This is a genomic window from Pseudomonas sp. 5C2 (assembly GCF_034314155.1).
GTDB lineage: Bacteria > Pseudomonadota > Gammaproteobacteria > Pseudomonadales > Pseudomonadaceae > Aquipseudomonas.
Window position 1 is genome coordinate 750,065 of record NZ_JAVIWH010000003.1, and the last position, 24,471, is coordinate 774,535.

A 24,471-nucleotide genomic window follows, 5' to 3' on the forward strand; every position below is an offset into this window, starting at 1 on the left:
CGCATCCTTCCCTCCCCCCGCAAATAGCCCGCGCTTAGAAGTTGTCTGGTGTCTTGGCCTTCTCCCTAGCACCTTCGCGGGTGATCAGGCCTCTGGTCACCAACTCTTTCAAGCTCATGTCCAGCGTCTGCATGCCCAACGAACCTCCCGTCTGGATCGATGAGTACATCTGCGCGACCTTGTCCTCGCGAATAAGGTTACGGATCGCCGGTGTACCAATCATGATTTCGTGTGCGGCGACCCGCCCGCCACCGACTTTCTTGACCAGCGTTTGCGAGATAACGGCCTGCAACGACTCGGACAGCATCGAGCGCACCATCGATTTCTCTTGCGCCGGGAACACATCGACAACCCGGTCGATGGTTTTCGCCGCCGACGTGGTGTGCAGCGTGCCGAACACCAAATGTCCGGTTTCCGCAGCGGTCAGCGCCAGGCGGATGGTTTCAAGGTCACGCATTTCACCCACCAGAATGATGTCCGGGTCTTCCCGCAAGGCCGAACGCAAGGCCTCAGAGAAGCCCAACGTGTCTCGATGGACTTCGCGCTGGTTGACCAGGCACTTCTTCGACTCGTGGACGAACTCGATCGGGTCTTCAATCGTCAGAATGTGGTGATGCTTGTTACTGTTCAGGTAATCGATCATCGCCGCCAGGGTGGTGGACTTCCCTGAACCGGTCGGGCCGGTAACCAATACCAGCCCGCGCGGCACGTCGGTAATCTTGCGAAACACTTCTCCCATGCCGAGATCGTCCATGGTCAGGACTTTCGACGGAATAGTCCGAAACACCGCACCGGCACCCCGATTCTGGTTGAAAGCGTTCACCCGGAACCGCGCAATACCAGGCACCTCGAAGGAAAAGTCAGTCTCCAAAAACTCCTCGAAGTCCTTGCGCTGCTTGTCGTTCATGATGTCGTAGATCAGTTCCTGAACCTGTTTGTGGTCCAGCGCCGGCAGGTTGATCCGCCGTACATCGCCATCGACTCGAATCATCGGTGGCAGCCCGGCGGAGAGATGCAAGTCCGACGCGCCCTGCTTGGCACTGAAAGCCAGCAGCTCGGTAATATCCATAGGGCTCCCCAATCACATAGAATGCCGCAGACCTTAGCCCTGCTGGCGCAAATCAATGTCCACGATAGCAGACAACGTTTCCCAAGTTGATGAGCGAATTCGCGCAGCAGCCCTTGCGGCGCAACGCGACCCATCGACCATCCACTTGCTGGCCGTAAGCAAGACCAAACCTGCCGCTGCTTTGCGCGAGGCGTTTGCCGCCGGACTGCGTGACTTCGGCGAAAACTACTTGCAGGAAGCCTTGAGCAAACAGCTTGAATTAGGTGACCTGCCCTTGTGTTGGCATTTCATCGGCCCCATTCAGTCAAACAAGACTCGCGCTATCGCCGAGCACTTTGCCTGGGTGCACTCTGTGGATCGCTTGAAAATCGCTCAACGCCTGTCCGAGCAACGCCCCGCAGAGCTCCCGCCGCTCAACATCTGCATTCAGGTCAACGTCAGTGGCGAAGCGAGCAAGTCTGGTTGCACGCCGGCCGACCTGCCCGCCTTGGCCGCCGCGATCAGCGCATTGCCGCGCTTGAAGTTGCGCGGGCTGATGGCGATTCCCGAACCCACCGATGACAGCGCGGAACAAAACGCTGCTTTTGCGACGGTACGCCGCCTGCAAGACAGCCTGAACCTGCCGCTGGACACACTGTCCATGGGCATGAGCCACGACCTGGAAGCCGCCATTGCACAAGGCGCAACCTGGGTTCGAATCGGAACGGCTCTTTTTGGTGCCCGCGATTACGGCCAGCCATAAATCCATTTTGCTAACAGGAACTCAGTCATGAGCAACACTCGTATTGCCTTTATCGGTGCCGGAAACATGGCCACCAGCCTGATCGGCGGGTTGCGCGCCCAAGGCGTGGACGCGGCACTGATTCGTGCCAGCGATCCCGGCGCCGAGCAACGCGCCAAAGTCGCCGCCGAGCATGGCATTGAGCTGTTCGCCGATAACGCCCAGGCCATCGAAGGCGCGGACGTCGTGCTGATCGCGGTAAAGCCACAAATGATGAAGGCCGTGTGCGAAGCATTGCGCCCAAGCCTCAAGCCCGGCCAACTGGTCGTGTCCATCGCCGCCGGTATCACCTGCGCCAGCATGAACAAGTGGCTGGGTGAACACCCGATCGTGCGCTGCATGCCCAATACTCCGGCACTCCTGCGCCAGGGCGTGAGCGGCCTGTACGCCACCGCCAGTGTTTCCAGCGAACAACGCGAGCAGGCCGGGCAACTCCTGTCGGCCGTCGGCATTGTGCTGTGGCTGGACGATGAAAAGCAGCTGGACGCTGTCACCGCAGTGTCCGGCAGTGGTCCGGCGTATTTTTTCCTGTTGATCGAAGCCATGACCGCCGCAGGCGAAAAACTCGGCCTGCCGCGCGAGACCGCTGCTCAACTAACCCTGCAGACAGCCTTGGGCGCGGCACTGATGGCCACTGGCAGCGATGTTGATGCCGCTGAGCTGCGCCGCCGTGTAACCTCCCCTGCGGGTACCACGGAAGCGGCTATCAAATCTTTCCAGGCTGGCGGCTTCGAAGCCCTGGTCGAAACAGCACTCACTGCTGCCGCGCATCGTTCGGCAGAAATGGCCGAACAGCTGGGCCAGTAACTTTTTAGGCCATTGAGGAGCAGACCGATGATCGGACTGAACACCGCTGCAATTTATGTTCTGCAAACCGTCGGCAGCTTATACCTGCTGATCATTCTGCTGCGCTTCGTGCTGCAACTGGTTCGCGCAGACTTCTACAACCCTCTGAGCCAGTTCGCCGTGCGTGCCACCCAGCCGCTGCTCAAACCACTGCGGCGGATCATTCCGAGCATGTTCGGGCTGGACATGTCCTCGCTGGTTCTGGCGATCATCGTGCAGTTTTTGCTGTTCGCCCTGATCTTCCTGCTGGCTGTAGGGTACATAAACAACCCGCTGCTGCTGTTGGTCTGGTCGCTGATTGCGGTCACCTCACTGTTCCTGAAGATTTTCTTCTACGCCCTGATCATCAGCGTGATCCTGTCCTGGGTCGCACCGGGCAGCCATAATCCAGGGGCAGAACTGGTCAACCAGATTTGCGAGCCTGCTCTGGCGCCGTTCCGCAAGATTCTGCCGAACCTGGGCGGCCTGGATATTTCGCCGATCCTGGCGTTCATGGCACTCAAGCTGCTGGACATGCTGGTGATCAACAACCTCGCCGCCATGACCTATATGCCTGAAGCCCTGCGTCTGCTGATCTAAGCCTCACTCCGCCACATGCAGGCACCGGCAGGTCCGGTGTTTGCTTGCTGCTAAGGGCCGCGGTCTTTAGACTTACGCCTCATTTATGCGAGAGCAGGGTCGATGCCCACGGTCTTTCCCCACGATTCTGTTGGTCTGGTCACGCCGCAACTGGTGCATTTCAGCGAGCCGCTAGCGTTGGCGTGCGGTCGTTCGCTGCCTGCCTACGACCTGATTTACGAAACCTACGGCGAGCTCAATGCTGCCGCCAGCAACGCCGTGCTGATCTGCCATGCACTCTCCGGGCACCATCATGCGGCCGGCTTCCATCGCGTCGATGAGCGCAAGCCCGGTTGGTGGGACAGCTGCATCGGTCCCGGCAAGCCTATCGACACCAACACGTTCTTTGTCGTCAGCCTGAACAACCTTGGCGGCTGCAATGGCTCGACCGGCCCCAGCAGCATCAATCCCGAGACCGGCAAGCCTTTCGGCGCCGATTTCCCGGTGCTGACCGTGGAAGACTGGGTCAACAGTCAGGCACGCCTGGCCGACACCCTGGGCATCCAGCAATGGGCGGCCGTGGTCGGTGGCAGCCTGGGCGGCATGCAGGCGTTGCAGTGGACCATCAGCTACCCGGACCGGGTCCGCCACTGCCTGGCCATCGCATCGGCGCCCAAGTTGTCGGCGCAGAACATCGCCTTCAATGAAGTGGCGCGACAGGCGATCCTGTCCGACCCGGACTTTCATGGCGGTTATTTCCAGGAATACGGTGTGATCCCCAAGCGCGGCCTGATGCTGGCGCGCATGGTCGGGCACATCACGTACCTGTCCGATGACTCGATGGGCGAGAAATTCGGGCGTGGCCTGAAGAGCGAAAAACTCAACTACGACTTCCACAGCGTCGAGTTCCAGGTTGAAAGCTACCTGCGCTATCAGGGCGAAGAGTTCTCCGGGCGCTTCGATGCCAACACCTACCTGCTGATGACCAAGGCGCTGGACTACTTCGACCCGGCCGCCAATCACGGCGACAACCTGGCACTGACCTTTGCCGGGGCCAAGGCTGATTTCTGCGTGATCTCCTTCACCACCGACTGGCGCTTCTCGCCAGCCCGTTCGCGGGAGCTGGTGGATGCGCTGATGGCGGCGAAAAAGAACGTCTGCTACCTGGAAATCGATGCTCCGCAAGGCCATGACGCCTTTCTGATTCCGATCCCGCGCTACTTGCAGGCCTTCACCAGCTACATGAACCGAATTGCACTCTGAGGACACCATGAGAGCCGACCTGGAAATTATCCAAGACTGGATCCCTGCCGGCAGCCGGGTGCTCGACCTCGGCTGCGGCGATGGCGAACTGCTGGCCTGGCTGCGCGATCACAAGCAAGTCACGGGTTACGGCCTGGAAAACGACGCCGATAACATCGCTCACTGCGTCGCCAAGGGCGTTAACGTCATCGAGCAGGATCTGGACAAAGGTCTCGGCAACTTCGCCAGCAACAGCTTCGATGTCGTAGTCATGACCCAGGCCCTGCAAGCCGTGCACTACCCCGACCGGATTCTCGACGAGATGCTGCGGGTCGGTCGCCAGTGCATCATCACCTTCCCCAACTTCGGTCACTGGCGCTGCCGTTGGTACCTGGCCAGCAAGGGCCGGATGCCGGTGTCGGACTTTCTGCCGTATACCTGGTACAACACGCCGAACATCCACTTCTGTACGTTCGGCGACTTCGAAGAGCTGTGCCGTGGCCGCAAAGCGCGCGTCATCAACCGGCTGGCCGTCGATCAGCAACATCGACATGGCTGGGCCAGCAAGCTATGGCCTAATCTGTTAGGTGAGATCGGGATCTACCGCGTCAGCAGCCCTGGCCTGCAAGATCACCGGATCGCGATTTGAATCACTGCCCAAGGAGAACGATCATGCGTCGCTTAGCTCTGTTTCTATGTGCTCTATGCCTGGCCCTGCCGGCCATGGCCGCGGATTACGCCAAGCCCGAACGCCTGGAAAAATTTGGCGATGTGACGGTGCACTACAGCGCCTTCACGTCCAGCTTCCTGCAGCCTGACATTGCCAAGGCCTCCGGCCTCGTGCGCAGCAAGAATCAGGGGGTCATGAACATCGCCGTGCTCAAGGCCGACAAGCCCAGTGCCGCCAGCGTCACCGGCACGGTCAAAGACCTGACCGGTCGCAGCACCACCCTGACGTTCAAGCAAATCACCGATCAGGGCGCGGTGTATTACATTGCGCAATTCCCGATCGTGCAGCAAGAAACCCTCACTTTCACTATCAATGTTCAGGCTGGTGGCGCGACCAACAGCTTCAGCTTTAACCAGGAACTGTTTCCAGGCGAATGATGACGTTCACGCAACTTGTTCTGGCCAGCCATAACGCTGGCAAGCTGAAAGAACTCCAGGCCATGCTTGGTGACTCCGTGCACCTGCGTTCCATCGGTGAGTTCAGCAGTGTCGAGCCGGAAGAGACCGGCCTGTCATTCGTCGAAAACGCGATCCTCAAGGCGCGCAATGCCGCCCGGATTTCCGGACTGCCGGCGCTGGCCGACGACTCCGGGTTGGCCGTGGACTTTCTGGGTGGTGCGCCAGGCATTTATTCGGCCCGGTACGCCGACGGCCAGGGCGATGCGGCGAACAACGCCAAGCTGCTGGAGGCGTTGAAGGATGTACCCGCCGACCAGCGTGGCGCGCAATTCGTCTGTGTTCTGGCACTGGTGCGGCACGCAGATGATCCGCTGCCGATCATCTGCGAAGGCCTGTGGCACGGGCGCATCCTGAGCGCTGCAAGCGGTGCACACGGTTTCGGCTACGACCCTTTGTTCTGGGTGCCCGAGCGTGACTGTTCGAGCGCAGAGCTCAGCCCCGTGGAAAAAAACCAGCTTAGCCACCGCGCCCGCGCCATGGCGTTGCTGCGTCAGCGCTTGAGCCTGCAATGACACCGGATACGCCCGTACAACCGCTGTTTCTGGGTGAGACCGGTTTTTCCTCGGCCACCCCTTCCACCCAAAGCCCGAGGGCAGGCCTGCCACACCTGCCGCCCTTGGCCCTGTACATCCACATCCCTTGGTGCGTGCGCAAATGCCCGTACTGCGACTTCAACTCGCACACGGCCAGCCCGGTCTTGCCCGAGCAGGAATACGTCGACGCATTGCTGGCGGACCTTGATCAGGACCTGCTGCACGTTCATGGCCGCGAGCTGAGCTCGATTTTCTTCGGCGGCGGCACGCCCAGCCTGTTCAGCGCCAACGCGCTGGGGCGCCTGCTCAAGGGTGTGGAACAGCGCATCCGTTTTGCCAGCGACATCGAAATAACCCTTGAAGCCAACCCCGGCACCTTTGAACAAGCCAAATTCAGCGCGTATCGCGGGCTTGGCATCAATCGGCTGTCGATTGGTATTCAGAGTTTCCAGGAAGAGAAGCTCAAAGCGCTGGGCCGCATCCACAATGGCGATGAAGCCATTCGCGCAGCCGACATGGCGCGCCAGGCTGGTTTCGATAACTTCAACTTGGACTTGATGCACGGTTTGCCGGATCAGTCGCAGGAAGACGCACTAAACGATTTGCGCCAGGCCATCGCGTTAGCGCCGACGCATCTGTCGTGGTACCAACTGACGCTGGAACCGAACACGGTGTTCTGGAACCAGCCGCCGAGCCTGCCGGAGGACGACATCCTGTGGGACATTCAAGAAGCCGGACAGGCGTTGCTCGCCGAGCACGGTTATGCGCAATACGAAGTGTCGGCCTACGCCCAACCCGGCAGACCTGCGCGGCATAACCTCAATTACTGGAGCTTCGGCGACTTCATCGGCATCGGTGCCGGCGCGCATGGCAAGCTCAGCCATCCCGACGGGCGCATCGTACGCACCTGGAAGACCCGCCTGCCCAAGGATTATCTGAACCCGAACAAGGCGTTCAAGGCTGGCGAAAAGCTGCTCAGCAACGAAGAAATGCCCTTCGAATTCCTGATGAATGCCCTGCGCCTGACAAATGGCGTCGACGCGGAGCTATTTCGCGAGCGCACCGGTCTAAGCCTCGACACCCTGGCCAGCGCCCGGCAACAGGCCGAGCAGCGCGGCCTTCTGGACGCCGATCCGACACGTCTGGTCGCCAGCGCCCGGGGCCAGTTGTTCCTCAATGACTTGCTGCACTATTTTTTGACCTAAGGACTTTGCATGGACCTTGTACTCGACCTGCTCGCCACCGTCTCGCGCTGGAGCCGCAGCAACCTTTCCGAAATCGCCCTGGCGTTGGTCGGTTGTCTATTGGTGTTGTTTGGTGCCGACATCAAAGGCTGGCTGGAAGGACGTATCGGTGGCTTGGCGGGCGCGTTGCGCGTACCCGTCATGGCCCTTTTGTGCACAATCGGCAGCGGCGCGGCACTGATCTACGCCACCCCATGGGTTATCCGCGGGCTGAGCCAGTTCAACAACTACAGCCTTGCGCCTGTGCTGTTGGTGGTGTTGATCTTGATTGGGGTTGTAGCGGATCGCCGCTAAAGAACACCTATAGGAGCGCGCTTGCCCGCGATAAGGTCGGCACGACCTTCAGGATGCAAACGCGCTTCTACAAGTTTTACGCCAGTTTCTCGAACTTCAAATCCCACACGCCATGCCCAAGCCGCTCACCGCGACGTTCGAACTTGGTGATCGGGCGCTCGGTTGGGCGAGGTACGCATTTTCCGTCTTCGGCCTGGTTGCGATAGCCCGGCGCGACGTTCATCACTTCCAGCATGTACTCGGCATAGGGTTCCCAATCGGTGGCCATGTGCAGAATGCCGCCGACCTTGAGCTTGCTGCGCACCAACTCGGCGAACTCCGGCTGAACGATACGGCGCTTGTGGTGACGGCTTTTGTGCCACGGGTCCGGGAAGAACAGCATCAAACGGTCGAGGCTGTTGTCGGCAATGCAACGGTTGAGCACTTCGATGGCATCGCAATCGTAGACGCGCACGTTTGTCAGCCCCTGGGTCAGCACGCCATTCAGCAGCGCGCCCACACCCGGGTGATGCACTTCGACGCCAATGAAATCGTGCTCGGGCGAGGCTGCCGCCATTTCCAGCAGCGAATGGCCCATGCCGAAGCCGATTTCCAGGGTACGTGGCGCCGAGCGACCGAATACCTGATCAAAATCCACGGGCGCATCAGCCAGCGGCAAGACGAACAGCGGCCGGCCTTGATCGAGGCCGCGTTGCTGGCCTTCGGTCATACGTCCGGCGCGCATCACAAAACTCTTGATGCGACGGTGTTGGCGCTCTTCGCCCTGTTCGGGAACAGACGGCTCTGGGTTGGAAACGTGCGAATCAGTCATCAACGGGCTCTTACTTGATCAGACCATCCAGCGGCGAGGAGGCGCTGGCATAGAGTTTCTTGGGCATACGGCCAGCGAGATACGCCAGACGACCGGCGACAATCGCGTGCTTCATGGCTTCGGCCATCATCACCGGATTTTGCGCATGGGCGATGGCCGAGTTCATCAGCACCGCCTCACAGCCCAATTCCATGGCGATGGTGGCATCGGAAGCAGTACCGACGCCCGCATCGACCAGAACCGGCACTTTGGCTTCTTCGAGGATAATCTGCAGGTTGTAGGGATTGCAGATGCCCAGACCGGTGCCGATCAGACCTGCCAGCGGCATGACCGCGATGCAGCCGATTTCCGCCAGTTGGCGCGCAATAATCGGGTCGTCACTGGTGTAGACCATGACGTCGAAACCATCTTTGACCAGAATCTCGGCGGCCTTGAGGGTTTCGATCACGTTCGGGAACAGGGTTTTCTGGTCGGCCAACACTTCCAGCTTGACCAGGTTTTTACCGTCGAGCAGCTCACGGGCCAGACGGCAGGTGCGCACCGCTTCGATAGCGTCGAAACAACCGGCGGTGTTCGGCAGGATGGTGTAGCGATCCGGCGGCAGGATGTCGAGCAGGTTCGGCTCACCCGGGTTCTGCCCAAGGTTGGTCCGACGCACGGCGACGGTGACAATTTCGGCACCCGAGGCTTCAATGGCCAGGCGCGTGGACTCCATGTCCGGGTACTTGCCCGTGCCAACTAGCAGGCGCGACTGGAAAGTACGACCGGCCAGAGTGAAAGGCTTGTCGGTGCGAACGTTGCTCATCGGAAATCCTCTTTAAGGTTGAGGTTCTTGCAGATTTGAATCGAAAGACTGACGACCCGCTGGATCGACTGAAGCGGCCTAGCCGCCACCGATGGCGTGCACCACTTCGACCTGGTCGCCTTCGCGCAGGGCCGTGGAAACGTGCTGGCTGCGCGGGACAATATCCTGATTGAGCTCGACCGCCACTCGACGCCCGGTCAGGTCCAGACGGATAAGTAACCCCGCGACGGTTTCACCGTCGGGCAGTTCAAAGGATTCACCGTTCAACTGAATGTGCATGCGATAAGCAGCCATCATTTTAAGGGCCAGCATTCTAGCCCGATCATTACGTATGACCAAGGCAAAGCCACGCCATTCGTCTCAAGTGGAGCCTAGGGGTCAGGCTCGAATATGTTAGACCGTGCCCAGGCGCCATGCCGCCAGGCCCAGCAGCAGCCAGCCCATCAGGAAGGCCAGCCCACCAAACGGAGTGATGATCCCAAGCCGGGTGACACCGGTCAGGGTCAACAGGTACAGGCTGCCAGAGAACAACACAATACCGACGACAAACGAGATCCCCGCCCACGTCATCAAACGGCCAGGGATCTGCACGGCAAGCAATGCAACGGCTAATAAGGCCAAGGTGTGGACCAGCTGGTACATCACACCTGTATGGAAAATCGCCAGATACTCCGCGCTCAGGCGATTTTTCAGGCCGTGAGCGGCAAACGCACCCAGGGCTACGCCGGTAAAACCGAAAAAGGCAGCAAGCATCAAGAAGCCACGAAACATCTCAAACTCCAGTCAACGATCATTCAATTGCGCAGGGTCTGTATAATGGCCCGCTCGACTGCTCCGGCCAAGCCATCTCTTATGCTGCGTTTCCTCTTCAACCGTGTCGTCAAAGCCCTGTTCTGGTTCGCAGCAGCCAGCGTTGTGCTGGTATTGATCTTTCGTTGGGTGCCGCCACCCGGTACCGCGCTGATGGTCGAGCGCAAGATCGAGTCCTGGACCGACGGCCAGCCTATCGACCTGCAACGCACCTGGCAGCCCTGGGACAAAATCTCCAACGACCTGAAAGTGGCGGTGATCGCGGGTGAAGACCAGAAATTCGCCGAGCACTGGGGGTTCGATGTCGACGCGATTCAGGCTGCGCTGGCCCATAACGAACTCGGTGGCTCGGTACGCGGCGCCAGTACGCTGAGCCAGCAGGTATCGAAGAACCTGTTCCTGTGGTCGGGCCGTAGCTGGCTGCGTAAAGGGCTGGAGGCCTGGTTCACCGGGTTGATCGAGGTGTTCTGGTCCAAGCAGCGGATTCTTGAGGTTTACCTCAATAGCGTCGAGTGGGACGACGGCGTGTTTGGCGCCGAAGCGGCTGCGCGGCATCACTTCGGTGTGAGCGCTGGCGGGCTCTCGATGCAGCAGGCCAGCTACCTCGCCGCCGTGCTGCCCAATCCCCGCCAGTGGAGCGCCAGCCACCCCAGTAGCTACGTGGCGCGCCGTGCCGGCTGGATTCGTCAGCAAATGCGTCAGTTGGGTGGGGATGAGTATCTGGTGGGCTTGAACCACAGCCGGAAGTTTTAATTCAGCATCGTTGGTGTCTGGACTGACGCCTTCGCGCTTATCTGACACAACAAAAAACGCCCTGATCACATGATCGGGGCGTTTTTTTGTGTCGAGCAGCTGTTTACGCAGCGATCGACAATTTGAGCTTGTTCATCGCGCTCTTTTCCAGCTGACGAATACGCTCGGCGGAGACGTTGTACTTCTGCGCCAGGTCATGCAACGTGGCCTTCTCCTCAGACAACCAGCGCTGATAAAGAATGTCACGGCTACGGTCATCAAGGACATCCAGCGCCTGGTGCAGATTGGCAGTGGAGTTGTCGGTCCAGTCGGAATCTTCCAACTGCCGGGCCGGGTCGTAACGGTGGTCTTCCAGGTAATTGGCAGGCGACTGGAAGGCGCTGTCATCGTCCGCTTCGGCAGCCGGATCGAATGCCATGTCGTGGCCCGTCAGGCGGCTTTCCATTTCGCGCACTTCGCGCGGCTCTACACCGAGGCTTTCCGCCACACGATGGACTTCTTCATTGTTCAGCCACGCCAGACGTTTTTTCTGGCTGCGCAGATTGAAGAACAGCTTGCGCTGCGCCTTGGTCGTGGCGACTTTGACGATGCGCCAGTTGCGCAGAATGAATTCATGAATTTCAGCTTTGATCCAGTGCACAGCGAACGACACCAGGCGCACACCCATTTCCGGGTTGAAGCGTTTGACGGCCTTCATCAGGCCAACGTTACCTTCCTGGATCAGGTCAGCCTGTGCCAGGCCATAACCGGAATAACTGCGTGCGATATGCACCACAAAACGCAGGTGGGCGAGCACCATCTGCCGAGCCGCCCCTAGATCCTGCTCATAATAGAGACTCTCGGCCAGTTCACGCTCCTGCTCGGGCGTCAGCAATGGAATGCTGTTGACCGTGTGCACGTAGGCCTCCAGGTTTGCGCCTGGGGCCGCTAATGCATAAACAGGTTGCAAAGAAGTGGTCATACGAAAAAAACCTCCGACTCACATAACTCGTGCAGTTCAGCACTGCGAAATTGACCGGGAACCACTAGACAAGTTCCCTAAACCGCTGAAAACGTCAATATTAAAAAATAATTCTAACGAGGCGCCAGCTCTCTCAAGTGGCGTGCTACTGCAATCCAAGCACCGATATACCCTAACAATACCGCTCCAAGCAAGAGCGAAAAGCCATCAGCAAGCGGCACACCCGCCAAAGAGAAGTCGCTCCCGTACAGACCCGCCAACCCAACTACGGCATCGTTGAGCCAGTCTAGACCAAAAGCGAGCACGCCCCAGGACAGAAAACCGGCCCCCAGGCCATACAGCGCGCCCATATACAGAAAAGGCCGACGCACGTAGGCGTCAGTACCGCCTACCAGTTTGATCACCTCGATCTCGACGCGGCGGTTCTCGATATGCAGACGTATCGTGTTACCAATTACCAGCAGCAGCGCGAGCACCAGCAGGACGGTCAGACCAAAAACAAAACGGTCGCCCAGCTTGAGGATCGCAGCCAGACGCTCAACCCATACTAGATCAAGCTGAGCCTGCTGCACCTTCGGCAACTCTGCCAGACGCGTGCGCAGTGCTTCCAAAGCAGGCTTATCCACTTCATTCGGCGTCACCAGTACAACGCCCGGAAGCGGGTTCTGTGGCAACTCCTTCAACGCTTCGCCAAGCCCGGATTGCTGCTGAAACTCAACCAGAGCCTGATCCTTGCTGATGTATTCGGCCTCTGCCACGCCGGGCATCCGCTTGATCTGCTCGCTCAGGGCGTTGCCCTCACTGGCGCTGGCGTTCAGCTCCAGGTAAAGCGAAATCTGTGCTGCACGCTGCCACGAACCGCCCAATCGCTCGACGTTGTTCAACAGCAGCGATAAACCCATGGGCAGGCTCAAGGCGATGGCCATCACCAGACAGGTAAAGAAGCTGCCAATCGGCTGTTTGCCCAAACGGCGCACGCTGTCGAGCACGCTGGAGCGGTGCGCTTCCAGCCAGGCATGCAGCAAGGTGCTGAAGTCTGGACCGTCATCGTCGTCACCAGGCTTTTTCTTTTTCTGCGGTTGCGGTTCGGCCGCCTTGGGCGCGACACGCTCCGACACTTTAGGGCTGCGTGTCGCGCTCATACGGCCTCCCCGTCGCCAATCAAGCGACCACGCTGGAGCGTCAGCATGCGATGACGCATGCGCGCAATCAACGCCAGGTCATGGCTGGCGATCAGCACACTGGTGCCCAAACGGTTGATATCTTCGAATACACCCATGATTTCCGCTGCCAGACGTGGGTCAAGGTTACCGGTGGGTTCATCCGCCAGCAGTAACGCCGGACGGTGGACGATGGCCCGAGCGATGCCGACCCGCTGTTGCTGGCCTGTGGATAAGTCACCGGGGTACAGATCGGTTTTATCCGAGAGCGCCACGCGCTCCAGGGCCGAATCGACGCGCTTGGTGATTTCCGCCTTGGACAAGCCAAGAATCTGCAGTGGCAAGGCGATGTTATTGAACACCGTACGATCGAACAGTAGCTGGTGATTCTGGAACACCACGCCTATCTGACGACGCAGAAACGGGATTTGCGAGGTACTGATCTGGCCCAGATCCTGACCGGCCAGCAACAATTTGCCGGTGGTCGGGCGTTCCATGGCCAGGAGCAAGCGCAACAGGGTGCTTTTACCGGCGCCAGAATGGCCGGTGACAAACAAAAACTCGCCACGACGTACTCGAAAGCTCAGCTCATGCAAGCCGACGTGTCCGTTCGGATAGCGTTTACCGACCTGTTCGAAACGAATCATGTGCGCTCCCGCTCGGCGAACAGAGCTTGAACAAAGGGTTCAGCTTCAAAAGTACGCAAATCGTCGATGCCTTCACCCACGCCGATATACCGAATCGGCAGACCAAACTGCTTGGCCAGGGCGAAGATCACACCCCCTTTGGCGGTACCGTCGAGTTTGGTCAGGGCCAGACCGGTCAAGGTCACGGTCTGATTGAACTGCTTGGCCTGATTGATTGCGTTCTGCCCAGTGCCCGCGTCCAGCACCAACAGCACTTCATGCGGCGCGTCGGCGTCGAGCTTGCCGATGACCCGGCGAACTTTTTTCAGTTCTTCCATCAGGTTGTCTTTGGTGTGGAGCCGACCCGCGGTGTCGGCGATCAGCACATCAATGCCGCGAGCCTTGGCCGCCTGCACCGCGTCAAAGATCACCGAAGCCGAATCTGCGCCGGTGTGCTGGGCGATGACTGGAATGTGATTGCGCTCACCCCAGACCTGCAGCTGCTCCACCGCTGCCGCGCGGAAGGTGTCACCGGCGGCGAGCATGACTTTTTTACCTTCGAGCTGGAGCTTTTTCGCCAGCTTGCCGATGGTCGTTGTTTTGCCTGCGCCATTGACGCCCACCACTAGGATCACGAACGGCTTGTTCTGCCCGGCGATGACCAATGGCTTCTCGACGGGCTTGAGCAAGGCCGTCAGTTCAGCCTGCAACGACTTATACAGAGCGTCGCTGTCGGTCAGCTGCTTGCGCGCGACCTTCTGGGTCAGGCTTTGAATAATCACCGCTGTCGCATCGACGCCCACATCGGCGGTCAGCAGCCGGGTTTCGATCTCTTCGAGCAGGTCATCGTCGATCAGCTTCTTGCCGAGGAACAGGCTGGCCATGCCCTCGCCCAGACTGGCGCTGGTTTTCGACAAACCTTGCTTGAGACGAGCGAAAAAGCCGGCTTTACTGGCTTCTGTGGCTGTCGGGGTGACCGGAGCAGGCACGGAAACGGGAGCAGGAGCAACTTCAGCCACTCGCGCGACCGACTGGGGTGCCGGTGCCGAAACGGGCACTGGCACGACAATCAGCTCAGGGGCAATCGGCTCAGGCACAGCCACAGCCACAGGCGCCAGCTCGGCGGGCATCGGCTGCACATCCGGCACGCTGTGCGCCGGAATCGGCGGCGTCACGTGAGGCTCAAGCTCATCGATCAGCGCCACGGACTCTTCGGCCACCGGTAATATCAGCCAAGGCTGAGGCTCTGGAGCCGATTGCGGCGCGAGTTGTGGCTCAACAGCGACTGGCGCGTGGTCGATGACCACCTCAGGCGCTGCTGTGGGTAGGTTTTGTGGCTGCTCGGCAACGGTTTCCTGCGGCTTTTTGCGCAGCCATCCGAACAGGCCTTTTTTCTCTGCAGCCGGAGCTGGGGTCTTCTTGTCGTCGTTGGAACCAAACATGGAGGACGGCTATCTCAAGGTAGCGACGCGCCAAAGCGGCGCCTCAGGAAAATTCTGTCAATGCAAAACAGACTGCTTTTGACCCGGCTTGTTCATCCGCAGCCCCGAAATTGTAGGCGTTCACCGGTACAAAAACGTCATTTCAGCCCGTTTCAACCGTGCCAGACCAGGACCAATAGTTCATGTAACCATTCTAGCCGTGGCCGCCGGCCACACGGACCCGTATCCTAACACCCCCGCGCCCGCCGACGCTAAGTTCAAGCAGGCCGCCTAACAGGTTCAAAACGAATGAATGCTCTAGCCCGCCGTGCCGCAGGCCTGCTACTCAGCACAGTGTGTCTGCCACTGTCAGCATTGGCTGCAGACCCGCAACCTACTCACGAATTCACCCTGGACAATGGCCTGAAAATCATCGTCCGCGAAGACCATCGCGCGCCCGTAGTGGTTTCGCAGGTCTGGTACAAAGTCGGTTCCAGCTATGAAACCCCTGGCCAGACCGGTTTGTCCCATGCCCTGGAACACATGATGTTCAAAGGCAGCAAAAACGTGGGGCCAGGCCAGGCTTCACTGATTTTGCGTGATCTGGGCGCTGAAGAAAACGCGTTCACCAGCGACGACTACACCGCGTATTACCAGGTTTTGGCCCGTGATCGCCTGGGAGTAGCCTTCGAGCTGGAAGCCGATCGCATGGCCAGCCTGCTTCTGCCCCCTGAAGAATTCAGCCGCGAAATTGAAGTCATCAAGGAAGAACGCCGCCTGCGCACTGACGACAAGCCCAGCGCCAAAGCCTATGAGCGCTTCCAGGCCATGGCCTACCCCGCCAGCGGTTACCACACGCCGACCATCGGCTGGATGGCAGACCTGGACCGGATGAAGGTTGAGGAGCTTCGTCATTGGTACGAAGCCTGGTACGTGCCGAACAACGCCACCTTGGTGGTGGTCGGCGACGTGCAGCCCGACGACGTAAAAGCCCTGGCGCAACGTTATTTCGGGCCGATCCAGCGGCGCGACGTACCACCGTCGAAAGCCCCGCTGGAGCTGGCTGAGCCCGGCGAACGCAAAATCACCCTGCACGTACAGACTCAATTGCCGAGCCTTATGTACGGTTTCAACGTACCCAGCCTGTCCACCGCTGCGGATCCACGCTCGGTCAATGCGCTGCGCCTGATTTCCGCCCTGCTTGACGGCGGCTACAGCGCACGCATTCCGACCCGTCTGGAGCGAGGCGAAGAGCTGGTTTCAGGCGCCTCGTCGAGTTACGACGCCTACAGCCGTGGCGATAGCCTGTTCATGCTCAGCGCAACCCCTAACACGCAGAAGAAAAAAAACCTGGCCGATGTTGAAGCCGGTATCTGGCGCCTGTTGAATGAGCTGAAAACCACGCCGCCGTCCAATGAAGAGTTGGAACGGGTTCGGGCGCAAGTGATTGCCAGCCTGGTCTACCAGCGCGATTCGATTACCAGCCAGGCCAGCACGATCGGCGAACTGGAAACCGTCGGCTTGTCGTGGAAGCTGATGGACGAAGAACTGGACGCACTTAAAAGCGTGACCCCGGCCGATATCCAGAAAGCCGCCCGCACCTATTTCATCCGCGAACGTCTCAGCGTTGCGCACGTTTTGCCCGAGGAGACTGCACATGAGTGAGCACAAGGGTCCACGTTATGGGCTACTTGGCCTGGGAGCCTTGGGGCTGGTGGTCATGCTCGGCGCCTTTATCGCTCCCCAGGCCGAGGCTGAAAGCATCGCACCTGACAGCACCACGCTGAAGGACACCGTCCAGGCTCTCCCTGACAACAACCTGCAATCGCTCAAAGAACTCGACGGCAAACCGCCAGCACGGCGCGCCTTGAACATCCAGACCTGGAAAACCGCCGAAGGCGCCAAGGTGATGTTCGTCGAAGCGCGTGAATTGCCTATGTTCAACCTACGCCTGACCTACGCCGCTGGCAGCAGCCAGGATCGAGGCACCCCCGGCATCGCCGTACTGACCAACGCCATGCTCAATGAAGGCGTGGCCGGGAAGAATGTGGGCGCCATCGCCGAGGGCTTCGAAGGCTTGGGCGCTGATTTCAGCAACGGCGCTTACCGCGACATGGCCGTGACCTCCCTGCGCAGCCTGAGCGCCGTGGACAAGCGCGAGCCGGCGCTGAAGCTATTTGCCCAAGTCGTCGGTAAACCGACATTCCCTGCCGACTCACTGGCGCGGATCAAGAACCAGTTGCTGGCCGGCTTCGAATACCAGAAACAAAACCCCGGCAAACTCGCGGGCAATGAGTTGTTCAAGCGTCTCTATGGCGACCACCCTTATGCGCACCCGAGCGAAGGGACGGCCAAAAGCATTTCACCTATTAGCATCGCGCAGCTCAAGGCCTTCCACGCCAAAGCCTATGCCGCAGGCAATGCGGTGATCGCATTGGTCGGCGACCTGTCCCGATCCGAAGCAGAAGCGATTGCTGCCCAGGTTTCCTCTGCCCTGCCTAAAGGCCCGGCGCTGCCGAAAATCGAACAACCGGTCGATCCTAAAGCCGGTGAAACCCACATCGAGTTCGCGTCCAAGCAAACGCACTTGATGCTCGCGCAACTGGGGATCGAACGTAACGACCCGGATTTCGTCGCGCTGACACTCGGCAACTCGGTACTCGGCGGTGGCGGCTTCGGCAGTCGTTTGATGACGGAAGTGCGGGAAAAACGTGGCCTGACCTATGGCGTTTCATCGGGTTTCACCCCGATGCAGGTGCCAGGCCCGTTCATGATCACCCTGCAAACCCGCGCCGAACTCAGCGAAAATACCCTGAAGCTGGTTCAGGACATCGTGCGTGACTTCCTCATCACAGGCCCGACCCAGAAAGAACTGGACGACGCCAAGCGTGAATTGTCCGGCAGCTTCCCCCTGTCCACGGCCAGCAACGCCGATATCGTTGGTCAGCTAGGTGCGATTGGTTTCTACGACCTGCCGCTGACGTACCTGGAAGACTTTATGCAACAGGCGCAAAACGTGACGGTCGAGCAAGTCAAAGCTGCCATGAACAAGCACCTGAGCGCGGATAAGATGGTGATCGTCACCGCGGGCCCGACGGTGCCGCAAAAGCCGTTGCCACCCCCTACTGACAAACCTACTCAGCAACCTCTCGGGGTCCCGGAGCACTAATGGCCAATCCAAGACCAAAGGGCCATAACGGCCTGGGTCAACTGCGCATCATCGGTGGCGAATGGGGTAGCCGTCGCCTGACCTTCCCCGACGCTCCAGGCCTGCGTCCAACGCCGGACCGCGTGCGCGAAACGCTGTTTAACTGGCTCGCAACGCACATCGAAGGCGCGCGCGTACTCGACGTATTCACCGGCAGCGGCGCGCTTTACCTGGAAGCCCTGTCGCGCGGCGCGGGCATGGCCCTGGCGCTGGACAATAACGCAGAGGCCCTCGCCAGCCTGCGACGGAACCTGGACATGCTCGGGTGCACGGTTGGCCAGGTATCACATACCGACAGCCTGCGTTATCTGGAAACCCAGACGCCTGCCCAGTTCGATCTGGTCTTTCTCGACCCGCCCTTCCACCAGAACCTGCTGCCTGCCGCCTGCGCCCTTCTTGAAGAGCGTCATTGGCTGGCTGACAACGCCTGGATTTACACGGAAAGCGAAATCCCGCCGTCGTCTGTCGGTTTGCCAGGCAACTGGCGCCTGCACCGGGAGAAGAAAGCCGGGCAGGTGTATTACGCGCTATGGCAGCGGAGTACCGAGGTAGACGCCTGATCGCGGTGCCAGCCATATGCATTCACTCCCGCAGAACCCGCAAGGTCTGCGTGGGGTGGATTCATTGGCGAAGGCGTCATGAGTGACACACAGTAGGCTTCAACCCTACCGCTGAAGAAAAACTCCGGCACGCCTGTCCGCAGTTGTGGCAACGTAGCGTTTATGCAGTAAACGTGAATTGCCGACGAGTTCGAACGTGCCTATCCAACTTGCTACGACCACGCTTCCAGACCCGTTCATTCCCGCTTTAGGACTGGCTAACCCGCACCTGCAAACGCTGTGGGGCCCCTTGTGGCGAAAAAAAGCAAAGCTTGAACGCCCGCGTGAACGTATTTGGTTGGCCGACGGCGACTTTCTGGATCTGGACTGGCACGGCCCGCATGAGGCAGACACGCCTTTGGTCCTGGTGTTGCACGGTCTGACCGGCTCGTCGAACTCGCCTTACGTGGTGGGTTTGCAGCAGGCTCTGGCCCTCCAAGGCTGGGCCAGCGTGGCGTTGAACTGGCGTGGTTGCTCTGGCGAACCCAATCTTTTGCCACGCAGCTACCACTCCGGCGCCAGTGAAGACCTCGCCAGCGTCATTGCCCATCTGCGCACCCTGCGACCCTTGGCGCCGTTGTATGCGGTGGGCTATTCGCTGGGCGGCAATGTGCTGCTCAAGCACTTGGGCGAAGTGGGCAGCAACAGCTTGCTGCAAGGAGCCGTTGCCGTGTCGGTGCCGTTCCGTCTGGACCAGTGTGCCGACCGCATTGGCCAAGGCTTCTCCAAGGTATACCAAGCACATTTCATGCGTGAAATGCTGGTGTACATCAAAGACAAGCAGCGGCGCTTTCAGCACGAAGGACTCAGCGAAGGCCTCGCGGAACTGGCGGCACTCGGCTCGCTGGAGAACATGCGCACCTTCTGGGATTTTGATGGCCGGGTCACCGCGCCCTTGAATGGTTTTGCCGACGCCGAGGATTATTACCGTCGCGCTTCCAGCCGGTACTTCCTGGGTGAGATTCGTACGCCCACGCTGATCATCCACGCCGCCGACGATCCTTTCGTATTCCCCCACAGCCTGCCAGAAGCCGACGAGCTGTCGTCCAGCACCCACTTCGAACTGCAAGCCCGAGGCGGTCACGTCGGGTTCGTTGACGGGTCGCTGAAAAACCCGAGCTATTACCTAGAGCGGCGCATTCCACTGTGGTTGAGCACTGCCCATCGTTCGGCCACCGCTTTGGGGTGAGTGACAGACTTCAGCGACATTGCACAATCCTTCAAGACAGTCTCTCCCTGACTATTTAAGATGCGGACTCAAGGAGAGACTCATGTCCCGCTATCAGCTTTATACCCGTGGCATACGCGACAGCGTGCCCATGTTGGTCGGCATCGCACCCTTCGGCATTATTTTCGGCACGCTGGCAGGCGCGGGCGGTTTGTCGTTGTGGCAAGCGCTCGGCATGTCGATGTTCGTGTACGCCGGCTCCGCGCAATTTATCGTCGTCAGTCTGATGGGCGCTGGCGCCAGTGCGGTGGTGATTCTGCTGACCACCTTTATCGTCAATCTGCGCCATGTGCTGTACAGCGCCACGCTGCAACCCCAGGTGAGTGCACTGCCTCAACGCTGGCGGGTGCTGCTGGCGTTCTGGCTGACCGACGAGACGTTCGCCGTGGTTCAACGCTTTTATATCGTGCACGGGCGTTCGCCGCTTGGGCATTGGTATTGGGTCGGTGTCGCCAGCGCGTTGTATGCCTGCTGGGTCAGCAGTTCGGTGGTGGGCGTGCTGTTTGGCCAGGCGGTGCCTGATCTGGCGGGCTGGGGGCTGGAGTTCGCCATGCTCGCGACCTTTATCGGAATCGTCGTGCCTTTACTGCGCAATCAACCGCAAATCGCGGCGGCACTCGCCGCTGGCGCGGTGGCCTTGATGACGCATACCTGGCCTTACAAACTGGGCCTGATGGCGGCGGCATTCAGCGGGATCGCCGTGGGCGTCTTGCTTGAGCGTCGACGCTCTGGCGCCAGCGACGAAGCGTCGAGTCACGAGGTGCGATCATGAGTTACTGGTGGCTGATTGGCGGCATGACCGCTATTACGTTCCTGATGCGCTACAGCCTGTTCGCCTGGCCGCATTTGCGCTTTCCGCCCGTGGTACGCCAAGGGCTGCACTATGTGCCCACGGCCGTGCTGACCGCGATTGTGGTGCCGGGCATGCTGCTGCCCGATGGCGAGCATTGGCAATTGAACGCAAGTAACGCCTACTTGCTGGCCGGCCTCGCAGCCATCGCCATCGCCGCCTTCAGCCGCAACCTGCTGGCGACCATTGGCGGCGGCTTGCTGGTGTTCTTCCTGCTGCGCTGGGCGCTGGGGCAGATTTAGGGTTGAGACCGGTGTGTTTCTGGCTGACCTCAGGCGCCAGTGGCGACAGCGCGATTCGGATCGGTGATCCATTCGCTCCACGACCCGGCGTACAGCGAACCCAGTGGATACCCCGCCAGGCACAGCGCGAACAGGTTATGGCAGGCCGTGACGCCTGAGCCGCAGTAGGCCACCAGATGATTTGGCGAACGATCACCCAGCGTTGCCGCAAAGCGTTGTTTGAGCTGGTCTGCTGGCAGAAAGCGGCCGTCGGCACCCAGGTTTTCGTTGAACGCAACACACTGCGCACCCGGAATATGGCCGGCGACCGGATCGATCGGCTCCACCTCACCACGGAAACGCGGCGCGGCGCGGGCATCGAGCAGCGTCATGTCTGGTTGGCCCAGACGCGCTTGCAGCGCCTGGGCGCTGAGCAGCAACGAATCATCCGGCTCACCGGTGAAGGTCCCTTTCTTGTTTTGCGGCGCGTCCAGACTCAACGGCAAACCCGCCGCGTGCCAGGCTTTGAGGCCGCCATCCAGCAAGTACACGCCGTCACGCTTGCCCAGCCACGCCAGCAACCACCATCCACGAGCAGCAAACGCGCCGGGGCCGTCGTCGTACAGCACAATATCGCTGTCCTGACTGATGCCCCACTCCTGCAATCGCTGAATCAGCACGTCCGGTTTTGGCAACGGATGACGGCCTGTCACGCCCTTGATCACCTTGTCGCTGAAATCACGCTCCAGATCAGCGAACCTGGCGCCCGCGATATGCCCTTCGGCATAACTGCGCTGGCCATAGTCAGGGTCTTCCAGGGCAAAGCGACAATCGAGAATCACTAGCCCTGGGTGCTGTTGGCGAGCGGCCAGTTGTTCCGGGCTGATCAGTTGCGCGATGGACATGGCAAGTTCCTGTGAGAAAAATTCAGATCAATGTTATGACAAAAAAAACGTCAGGGCGTTTCCTCTAACGCCCGCCCCAACGGCACATAAAATTCTTCACACAGCGCATTCACCGCGTCCCGTGCCTCTGGCGTGACGTAACCCAGTTCCAGCATCAGCACCTGGTACACGCCTCGGCGCATGGCGTCTTCACTGAGTCGCGTGGCGTCTTCCAGCGTGGTGCACAAAAACCGCACCCACGACGTAAGGATAATCCACACATTGAGGGTCAACGACTCAATCTGCACCTTATCCATGCGCAAGATACCGGCCTCGACGAAGCCACTGTAGATGGCCATGCCCTGAATCAGACAGTGCTGGGAAAACCGTCGGTAACGCGCAGCCAGTTCTGGATCGGCGTCGAGCAGATGCTCCAGATCGCGATGCAGGAAACGGTAGCGCCACATGCCGTCGAGCAGCTCCATCAAATAGAAACGCTTGTCCTCGACACTCGGCAGACGCCCCTTGGGCGGACGCAGAAAGCTGTCCACCAAGGCTTCGTACTCGGTGAACAGCTCGGCGATGATCGCCTGCTTATTGGGGAAGTGGTAATACAGATTGCCCGGCGACATTTCCATGTGCGCAGCAATGTGGTTGGTGCTGACGCTGCGCTCACCCTGCTGATTGAACAGCTCCAGGCTGTTTTGCACGATACGTTCGCGGGTTTTGATGCGTGGTGCCATGTTCAGCTCGACCGCTTAAACGTGTGGAGAATATGCCGCATCTTAGCGCAGGCAATGTCAGGTATACCGCCTTCGCATTGCCCCCCATTTTGAGGGAGCGACTTCATTCGCGAAGAAGACCGCTCGGTTCTGGATTTGACTTTATAGAGCAATGACTCTAAAAGTACAGCATAACGCTAATACGAGCCACGACCATGCCCGCCGAAATCGCCTGTCAGCAAGAGTCCGAGCAAGCCTTCAATGAGCTTGAGCAGCTGTTCAACAATCAGCGACGGGCCTTCGCGGCCAATCCTATGCCGCTCGCCGGCCAGCGTCTGCAATGGCTCAAGACCTTGCGCACGCTATTGAGCGATGAACGGCAGGCGTTGGTCGACGCCATCAACAGCGATTTTAGCCACCGCAGCGCCGATGAAACCCTGCTGGCTGAGTTGATGCCAAGCCTGTTGGGCATCCAGTACGCCAGCAAACATCTGAAAAAATGGATGAAGCCTTCGCGCCGACACGTTGGTATGGCGTTTCAACCGGCGTCGGCCAAAGTGATCTATCAACCATTGGGCGTGGTCGGGGTGATCGTGCCGTGGAATTACCCGCTATTTCTCGCCATCGGCCCACTGGTCGGCGCACTGTCTGCGGGTAATCGGGTGATGCTCAAGCTCAGCGAATCGACGCCAACCACCGGTCAGTTGCTCAAGCGCCTGTTCGCCCAAGTGTTCCCTGAAGATTTGGTCACGGTTGTGCTGGGTGAAGCCGAGGTCGGCATGGCCTTCTCGACATTGCCTTTTGATCATTTATTGTTCACCGGGGCCAGCAGCATCGGTAAGCACGTAATGCGCGCCGCAGCCGAGAACCTGACCCCGGTCACCCTGGAGCTGGGCGGAAAATCCCCGGCCATCGTGTCCAGCGATGTGCCGCTCGAGGACGCCGCCGAACGCATCGCTTTCGGCAAAACCCTGAATGCCGGACAAACCTGCGTCGCGCCCGACTACGTGTTAGTGCCCGAAGACCGGGTCGACGGGTTTGTCGACGCCTACCGAAAAGCGGTACAGAAGTTTTATCCGACACTGATCGACAACCCGGACTACACCGCGATCATCAACGACCGACAGTTGGCCCGACTCAATCGCTACCTCGACGACGCCAGCAGCAAAGGCGCGCGAGTGATTCCGCTGTTCGAGCAGGGCCAGGGACGGCGCATGCCGTTCAGTCTGCTGCTGAATGTCAGTGATGACATGACCGTGATGCAGGACGAAATCTTCGGCCCGCTGCTGCCCATTGTTCCCTACAGCCGCATTGATCAGGCGTTTGCCTACATCAATCAGCGCCCGCGCCCATTGGCGTTGTACTACTTTGGCTACAACAAGGCCGAGCAGCAGCGCGTACTGGAACAGACCCACTCCGGCGGCGTGTGCCTGAACGACACGCTAATGCATGTCGCCCAGGATGACATGCCGTTCGGCGGCGTCGGCCCCTCCGGCATGGGCCACTACCATGGCCATGAAGGCTTTCTGACCTTCAGCAAGGCCAAGGGTGTCTTCATCAAGCAACGCTTCAATGCAGCCCGGTTGATTTACCCGCCGTACGGCAAGGCGATCCAGCGGCTGGTCTACAAGCTGTTCATTCGTTAGCCCTGACTGAC

28 protein-coding genes are annotated in these 24,471 nt (G+C 59.6%); 17 read left to right on the forward strand and 11 right to left on the reverse strand.

Features of this window, described 5'->3' with window-relative positions; all coding sequences use genetic code 11:
- Window positions 1-34 precede the first annotated feature (34 nt).
- A complete protein-coding gene (locus RGU44_RS18240) occupies window positions 35-1,069 on the reverse strand; it encodes a type IV pilus twitching motility protein PilT (RefSeq protein WP_322176874.1) in 1,035 nt (344 codons plus the stop codon).
- A gap of 55 nt (window positions 1,070-1,124) precedes the next feature.
- Between RGU44_RS18240 and RGU44_RS18245 the strand changes: the two genes are divergently transcribed.
- From RGU44_RS18245 to RGU44_RS18285, 9 genes are all read left to right on the forward strand, one after another.
- Window positions 1,125-1,811, forward strand: a complete 687-nt coding sequence (locus tag RGU44_RS18245; protein ID WP_322218441.1) for a YggS family pyridoxal phosphate-dependent enzyme — start codon at window positions 1,125-1,127, stop codon at window positions 1,809-1,811.
- Between the two features lie 27 nt (window positions 1,812-1,838).
- Window positions 1,839-2,657 (forward strand): pyrroline-5-carboxylate reductase, encoded by an 819-nt coding sequence (gene proC, locus RGU44_RS18250; protein ID WP_322176876.1) that lies wholly within the window; start codon window positions 1,839-1,841, stop codon window positions 2,655-2,657.
- A gap of 27 nt (window positions 2,658-2,684) precedes the next feature.
- Window positions 2,685-3,275 carry a YggT family protein gene (locus tag RGU44_RS18255; protein ID WP_322176877.1) on the forward strand — a complete coding sequence of 197 codons (591 nt, stop codon included), beginning with the start codon at window positions 2,685-2,687 and terminating at the stop codon, window positions 3,273-3,275.
- A gap of 102 nt (window positions 3,276-3,377) precedes the next feature.
- Complete coding sequence (gene metX / locus RGU44_RS18260) at window positions 3,378-4,517, forward strand: homoserine O-succinyltransferase MetX (protein WP_322218443.1); 1,140 nt, start codon at window positions 3,378-3,380, stop codon at window positions 4,515-4,517.
- 7 nt (window positions 4,518-4,524) lie between these two features.
- A complete protein-coding gene (metW, locus tag RGU44_RS18265; RefSeq protein ID WP_322176879.1) occupies window positions 4,525-5,145 on the forward strand; it encodes a methionine biosynthesis protein MetW in 621 nt (206 codons plus the stop codon).
- 23 nt (window positions 5,146-5,168) lie between these two features.
- Window positions 5,169-5,603 (forward strand): DUF4426 domain-containing protein, encoded by a 435-nt coding sequence (locus tag RGU44_RS18270; RefSeq protein ID WP_322176880.1) that lies wholly within the window; start codon window positions 5,169-5,171, stop codon window positions 5,601-5,603.
- Window positions 5,600-6,196, forward strand: a complete 597-nt coding sequence (gene rdgB / locus RGU44_RS18275; protein ID WP_322176881.1) for an RdgB/HAM1 family non-canonical purine NTP pyrophosphatase — start codon at window positions 5,600-5,602, stop codon at window positions 6,194-6,196. Before RGU44_RS18270 ends, rdgB begins: the two co-directional genes overlap by 4 nt.
- Window positions 6,193-7,422 (forward strand): radical SAM family heme chaperone HemW, encoded by a 1,230-nt coding sequence (gene hemW / locus RGU44_RS18280; protein ID WP_322218446.1) that lies wholly within the window; start codon window positions 6,193-6,195, stop codon window positions 7,420-7,422. Before rdgB ends, hemW begins: the two co-directional genes overlap by 4 nt.
- 9 nt (window positions 7,423-7,431) lie before the next feature.
- The gene (locus tag RGU44_RS18285; protein WP_322176883.1) at window positions 7,432-7,755 is read left to right on the forward strand and encodes a DUF3392 domain-containing protein; all 324 of its coding nucleotides are present in this window, start codon (window positions 7,432-7,434) and stop codon (window positions 7,753-7,755) included.
- 76 nt (window positions 7,756-7,831) lie between these two features.
- Here the strand turns inward: RGU44_RS18285 and trmB are convergent, their stop codons facing one another.
- The 4 genes from trmB to RGU44_RS18305 form a co-directional block, all read right to left on the reverse strand.
- Window positions 7,832-8,479, reverse strand: a complete 648-nt coding sequence (gene trmB, locus RGU44_RS18290) for a tRNA (guanosine(46)-N7)-methyltransferase TrmB (protein ID WP_322278472.1) — start codon at window positions 8,477-8,479, stop codon at window positions 7,832-7,834.
- A 97-nt stretch (window positions 8,480-8,576) separates the two neighbouring features.
- Window positions 8,577-9,371 carry a thiazole synthase gene (locus tag RGU44_RS18295; protein ID WP_219062850.1) on the reverse strand — a complete coding sequence of 265 codons (795 nt, stop codon included), beginning with the start codon at window positions 9,369-9,371 and terminating at the stop codon, window positions 8,577-8,579.
- A 78-nt stretch (window positions 9,372-9,449) separates the two neighbouring features.
- Window positions 9,450-9,650, reverse strand: coding sequence for a sulfur carrier protein ThiS (gene thiS, locus RGU44_RS18300; RefSeq protein WP_322182924.1), 201 nt, complete (start codon window positions 9,648-9,650; stop codon window positions 9,450-9,452).
- Window positions 9,651-9,764: 114 nt separating this feature from the next.
- Window positions 9,765-10,142 (reverse strand): DUF423 domain-containing protein, encoded by a 378-nt coding sequence (locus RGU44_RS18305; RefSeq protein ID WP_322176884.1) that lies wholly within the window; start codon window positions 10,140-10,142, stop codon window positions 9,765-9,767.
- Window positions 10,143-10,223: 81 nt separating this feature from the next.
- Here RGU44_RS18305 and mtgA point away from each other — a divergent pair, with 81 nt between their 5' ends.
- Complete coding sequence (mtgA, locus tag RGU44_RS18310) at window positions 10,224-10,934, forward strand: monofunctional biosynthetic peptidoglycan transglycosylase (RefSeq protein WP_322278473.1); 711 nt, start codon at window positions 10,224-10,226, stop codon at window positions 10,932-10,934.
- 103 nt (window positions 10,935-11,037) lie between these two features.
- Here the strand turns inward: mtgA and rpoH are convergent, their stop codons facing one another.
- The 4 genes from rpoH to ftsY all read right to left on the reverse strand — a co-directional run bounded on the left by rpoH (window position 11,038) and on the right by ftsY (window position 15,123).
- On the reverse strand, window positions 11,038-11,895 hold the full coding sequence (gene rpoH, locus RGU44_RS18315) for an RNA polymerase sigma factor RpoH (RefSeq protein ID WP_219062854.1): 858 nt from the start codon (window positions 11,893-11,895) through the stop codon (window positions 11,038-11,040).
- Between the two features lie 113 nt (window positions 11,896-12,008).
- Window positions 12,009-13,037 carry a permease-like cell division protein FtsX gene (gene ftsX / locus RGU44_RS18320; RefSeq protein WP_322176885.1) on the reverse strand — a complete coding sequence of 343 codons (1,029 nt, stop codon included), beginning with the start codon at window positions 13,035-13,037 and terminating at the stop codon, window positions 12,009-12,011.
- The gene (ftsE, locus tag RGU44_RS18325; protein WP_219062857.1) at window positions 13,034-13,702 is read right to left on the reverse strand and encodes a cell division ATP-binding protein FtsE; all 669 of its coding nucleotides are present in this window, start codon (window positions 13,700-13,702) and stop codon (window positions 13,034-13,036) included. Before ftsE ends, ftsX begins: the two co-directional genes overlap by 4 nt.
- Window positions 13,699-15,123 (reverse strand): signal recognition particle-docking protein FtsY, encoded by a 1,425-nt coding sequence (gene ftsY / locus RGU44_RS18330; protein ID WP_322218450.1) that lies wholly within the window; start codon window positions 15,121-15,123, stop codon window positions 13,699-13,701. The genes ftsE and ftsY overlap by 4 nt, the downstream gene beginning before the upstream one ends.
- 288 nt (window positions 15,124-15,411) lie before the next feature.
- Here ftsY and RGU44_RS18335 point away from each other — a divergent pair, with 288 nt between their 5' ends.
- From RGU44_RS18335 to RGU44_RS18360, 6 genes are all read left to right on the forward strand, one after another.
- Complete coding sequence (locus RGU44_RS18335; protein WP_322176887.1) at window positions 15,412-16,767, forward strand: pitrilysin family protein; 1,356 nt, start codon at window positions 15,412-15,414, stop codon at window positions 16,765-16,767.
- On the forward strand, window positions 16,760-18,271 hold the full coding sequence (locus RGU44_RS18340; protein ID WP_322218452.1) for a pitrilysin family protein: 1,512 nt from the start codon (window positions 16,760-16,762) through the stop codon (window positions 18,269-18,271). The genes RGU44_RS18335 and RGU44_RS18340 overlap by 8 nt, the downstream gene beginning before the upstream one ends.
- Complete coding sequence (gene rsmD, locus RGU44_RS18345; protein WP_322218454.1) at window positions 18,271-18,870, forward strand: 16S rRNA (guanine(966)-N(2))-methyltransferase RsmD; 600 nt, start codon at window positions 18,271-18,273, stop codon at window positions 18,868-18,870. Before RGU44_RS18340 ends, rsmD begins: the two co-directional genes overlap by 1 nt.
- Before the next feature lie 196 nt (window positions 18,871-19,066).
- A complete protein-coding gene (locus RGU44_RS18350; protein ID WP_322218456.1) occupies window positions 19,067-20,098 on the forward strand; it encodes a hydrolase in 1,032 nt (343 codons plus the stop codon).
- 82 nt (window positions 20,099-20,180) lie between these two features.
- Window positions 20,181-20,909: an AzlC family ABC transporter permease gene (locus RGU44_RS18355; RefSeq protein WP_322176891.1), complete on the forward strand. Its 729-nt coding sequence runs from the start codon at window positions 20,181-20,183 to the stop codon at window positions 20,907-20,909.
- A complete protein-coding gene (locus tag RGU44_RS18360) occupies window positions 20,906-21,229 on the forward strand; it encodes an AzlD domain-containing protein (protein WP_322176892.1) in 324 nt (107 codons plus the stop codon). Before RGU44_RS18355 ends, RGU44_RS18360 begins: the two co-directional genes overlap by 4 nt.
- A 29-nt stretch (window positions 21,230-21,258) precedes the next feature.
- Here the strand turns inward: RGU44_RS18360 and RGU44_RS18365 are convergent, their stop codons facing one another.
- Window positions 21,259-22,113 carry a sulfurtransferase gene (locus RGU44_RS18365; RefSeq protein WP_322218458.1) on the reverse strand — a complete coding sequence of 285 codons (855 nt, stop codon included), beginning with the start codon at window positions 22,111-22,113 and terminating at the stop codon, window positions 21,259-21,261.
- 50 nt (window positions 22,114-22,163) lie between these two features.
- A complete protein-coding gene (locus RGU44_RS18370) occupies window positions 22,164-22,835 on the reverse strand; it encodes a TetR/AcrR family transcriptional regulator (RefSeq protein WP_322218460.1) in 672 nt (223 codons plus the stop codon).
- A 194-nt stretch (window positions 22,836-23,029) separates the two neighbouring features.
- Between RGU44_RS18370 and RGU44_RS18375 the strand changes: the two genes are divergently transcribed.
- Window positions 23,030-24,460 (forward strand): coniferyl aldehyde dehydrogenase, encoded by a 1,431-nt coding sequence (locus tag RGU44_RS18375; protein WP_322176895.1) that lies wholly within the window; start codon window positions 23,030-23,032, stop codon window positions 24,458-24,460.
- Window positions 24,461-24,471: the final 11 nt, after the last annotated feature.

Bases quoted from the DNA above. Each gene is read 5' to 3' on its own strand.
- RGU44_RS18240 (WP_322176874.1), bottom strand. From the start codon at position 1,069: ATGGATATTACCGAGCTGCTGGCTTTCAGTGCCAAGCAGGGCGCGTCG.
- RGU44_RS18245 (WP_322218441.1), top strand. From the start codon at position 1,125: ATGTCCACGATAGCAGACAACGTTTCCCAAGTTGATGAGCGAATTCGC.
- proC (WP_322176876.1), top strand. From the start codon at position 1,839: ATGAGCAACACTCGTATTGCCTTTATCGGTGCCGGAAACATGGCCACC.
- RGU44_RS18255 (WP_322176877.1), top strand. From the start codon at position 2,685: ATGATCGGACTGAACACCGCTGCAATTTATGTTCTGCAAACCGTCGGC.
- metX (WP_322218443.1), top strand. From the start codon at position 3,378: ATGCCCACGGTCTTTCCCCACGATTCTGTTGGTCTGGTCACGCCGCAA.
- metW (WP_322176879.1), top strand. From the start codon at position 4,525: ATGAGAGCCGACCTGGAAATTATCCAAGACTGGATCCCTGCCGGCAGC.
- RGU44_RS18270 (WP_322176880.1), top strand. From the start codon at position 5,169: ATGCGTCGCTTAGCTCTGTTTCTATGTGCTCTATGCCTGGCCCTGCCG.
- rdgB (WP_322176881.1), top strand. From the start codon at position 5,600: ATGATGACGTTCACGCAACTTGTTCTGGCCAGCCATAACGCTGGCAAG.
- hemW (WP_322218446.1), top strand. From the start codon at position 6,193: ATGACACCGGATACGCCCGTACAACCGCTGTTTCTGGGTGAGACCGGT.
- RGU44_RS18285 (WP_322176883.1), top strand. From the start codon at position 7,432: ATGGACCTTGTACTCGACCTGCTCGCCACCGTCTCGCGCTGGAGCCGC.
- trmB (WP_322278472.1), bottom strand. From the start codon at position 8,479: ATGCGCGCCGGACGTATGACCGAAGGCCAGCAACGCGGCCTCGATCAA.
- RGU44_RS18295 (WP_219062850.1), bottom strand. From the start codon at position 9,371: ATGAGCAACGTTCGCACCGACAAGCCTTTCACTCTGGCCGGTCGTACT.
- thiS (WP_322182924.1), bottom strand. From the start codon at position 9,650: ATGCACATTCAGTTGAACGGTGAATCCTTTGAACTGCCCGACGGTGAA.
- RGU44_RS18305 (WP_322176884.1), bottom strand. From the start codon at position 10,142: ATGTTTCGTGGCTTCTTGATGCTTGCTGCCTTTTTCGGTTTTACCGGC.
- mtgA (WP_322278473.1), top strand. From the start codon at position 10,224: ATGCTGCGTTTCCTCTTCAACCGTGTCGTCAAAGCCCTGTTCTGGTTC.
- rpoH (WP_219062854.1), bottom strand. From the start codon at position 11,895: ATGACCACTTCTTTGCAACCTGTTTATGCATTAGCGGCCCCAGGCGCA.
- ftsX (WP_322176885.1), bottom strand. From the start codon at position 13,037: ATGAGCGCGACACGCAGCCCTAAAGTGTCGGAGCGTGTCGCGCCCAAG.
- ftsE (WP_219062857.1), bottom strand. From the start codon at position 13,702: ATGATTCGTTTCGAACAGGTCGGTAAACGCTATCCGAACGGACACGTC.
- ftsY (WP_322218450.1), bottom strand. From the start codon at position 15,123: ATGTTTGGTTCCAACGACGACAAGAAGACCCCAGCTCCGGCTGCAGAG.
- RGU44_RS18335 (WP_322176887.1), top strand. From the start codon at position 15,412: ATGAATGCTCTAGCCCGCCGTGCCGCAGGCCTGCTACTCAGCACAGTG.
- RGU44_RS18340 (WP_322218452.1), top strand. From the start codon at position 16,760: ATGAGTGAGCACAAGGGTCCACGTTATGGGCTACTTGGCCTGGGAGCC.
- rsmD (WP_322218454.1), top strand. From the start codon at position 18,271: ATGGCCAATCCAAGACCAAAGGGCCATAACGGCCTGGGTCAACTGCGC.
- RGU44_RS18355 (WP_322176891.1), top strand. From the start codon at position 20,181: ATGTCCCGCTATCAGCTTTATACCCGTGGCATACGCGACAGCGTGCCC.
- RGU44_RS18360 (WP_322176892.1), top strand. From the start codon at position 20,906: ATGAGTTACTGGTGGCTGATTGGCGGCATGACCGCTATTACGTTCCTG.
- RGU44_RS18365 (WP_322218458.1), bottom strand. From the start codon at position 22,113: ATGTCCATCGCGCAACTGATCAGCCCGGAACAACTGGCCGCTCGCCAA.
- RGU44_RS18370 (WP_322218460.1), bottom strand. From the start codon at position 22,835: ATGGCACCACGCATCAAAACCCGCGAACGTATCGTGCAAAACAGCCTG.
- RGU44_RS18375 (WP_322176895.1), top strand. From the start codon at position 23,030: ATGCCCGCCGAAATCGCCTGTCAGCAAGAGTCCGAGCAAGCCTTCAAT.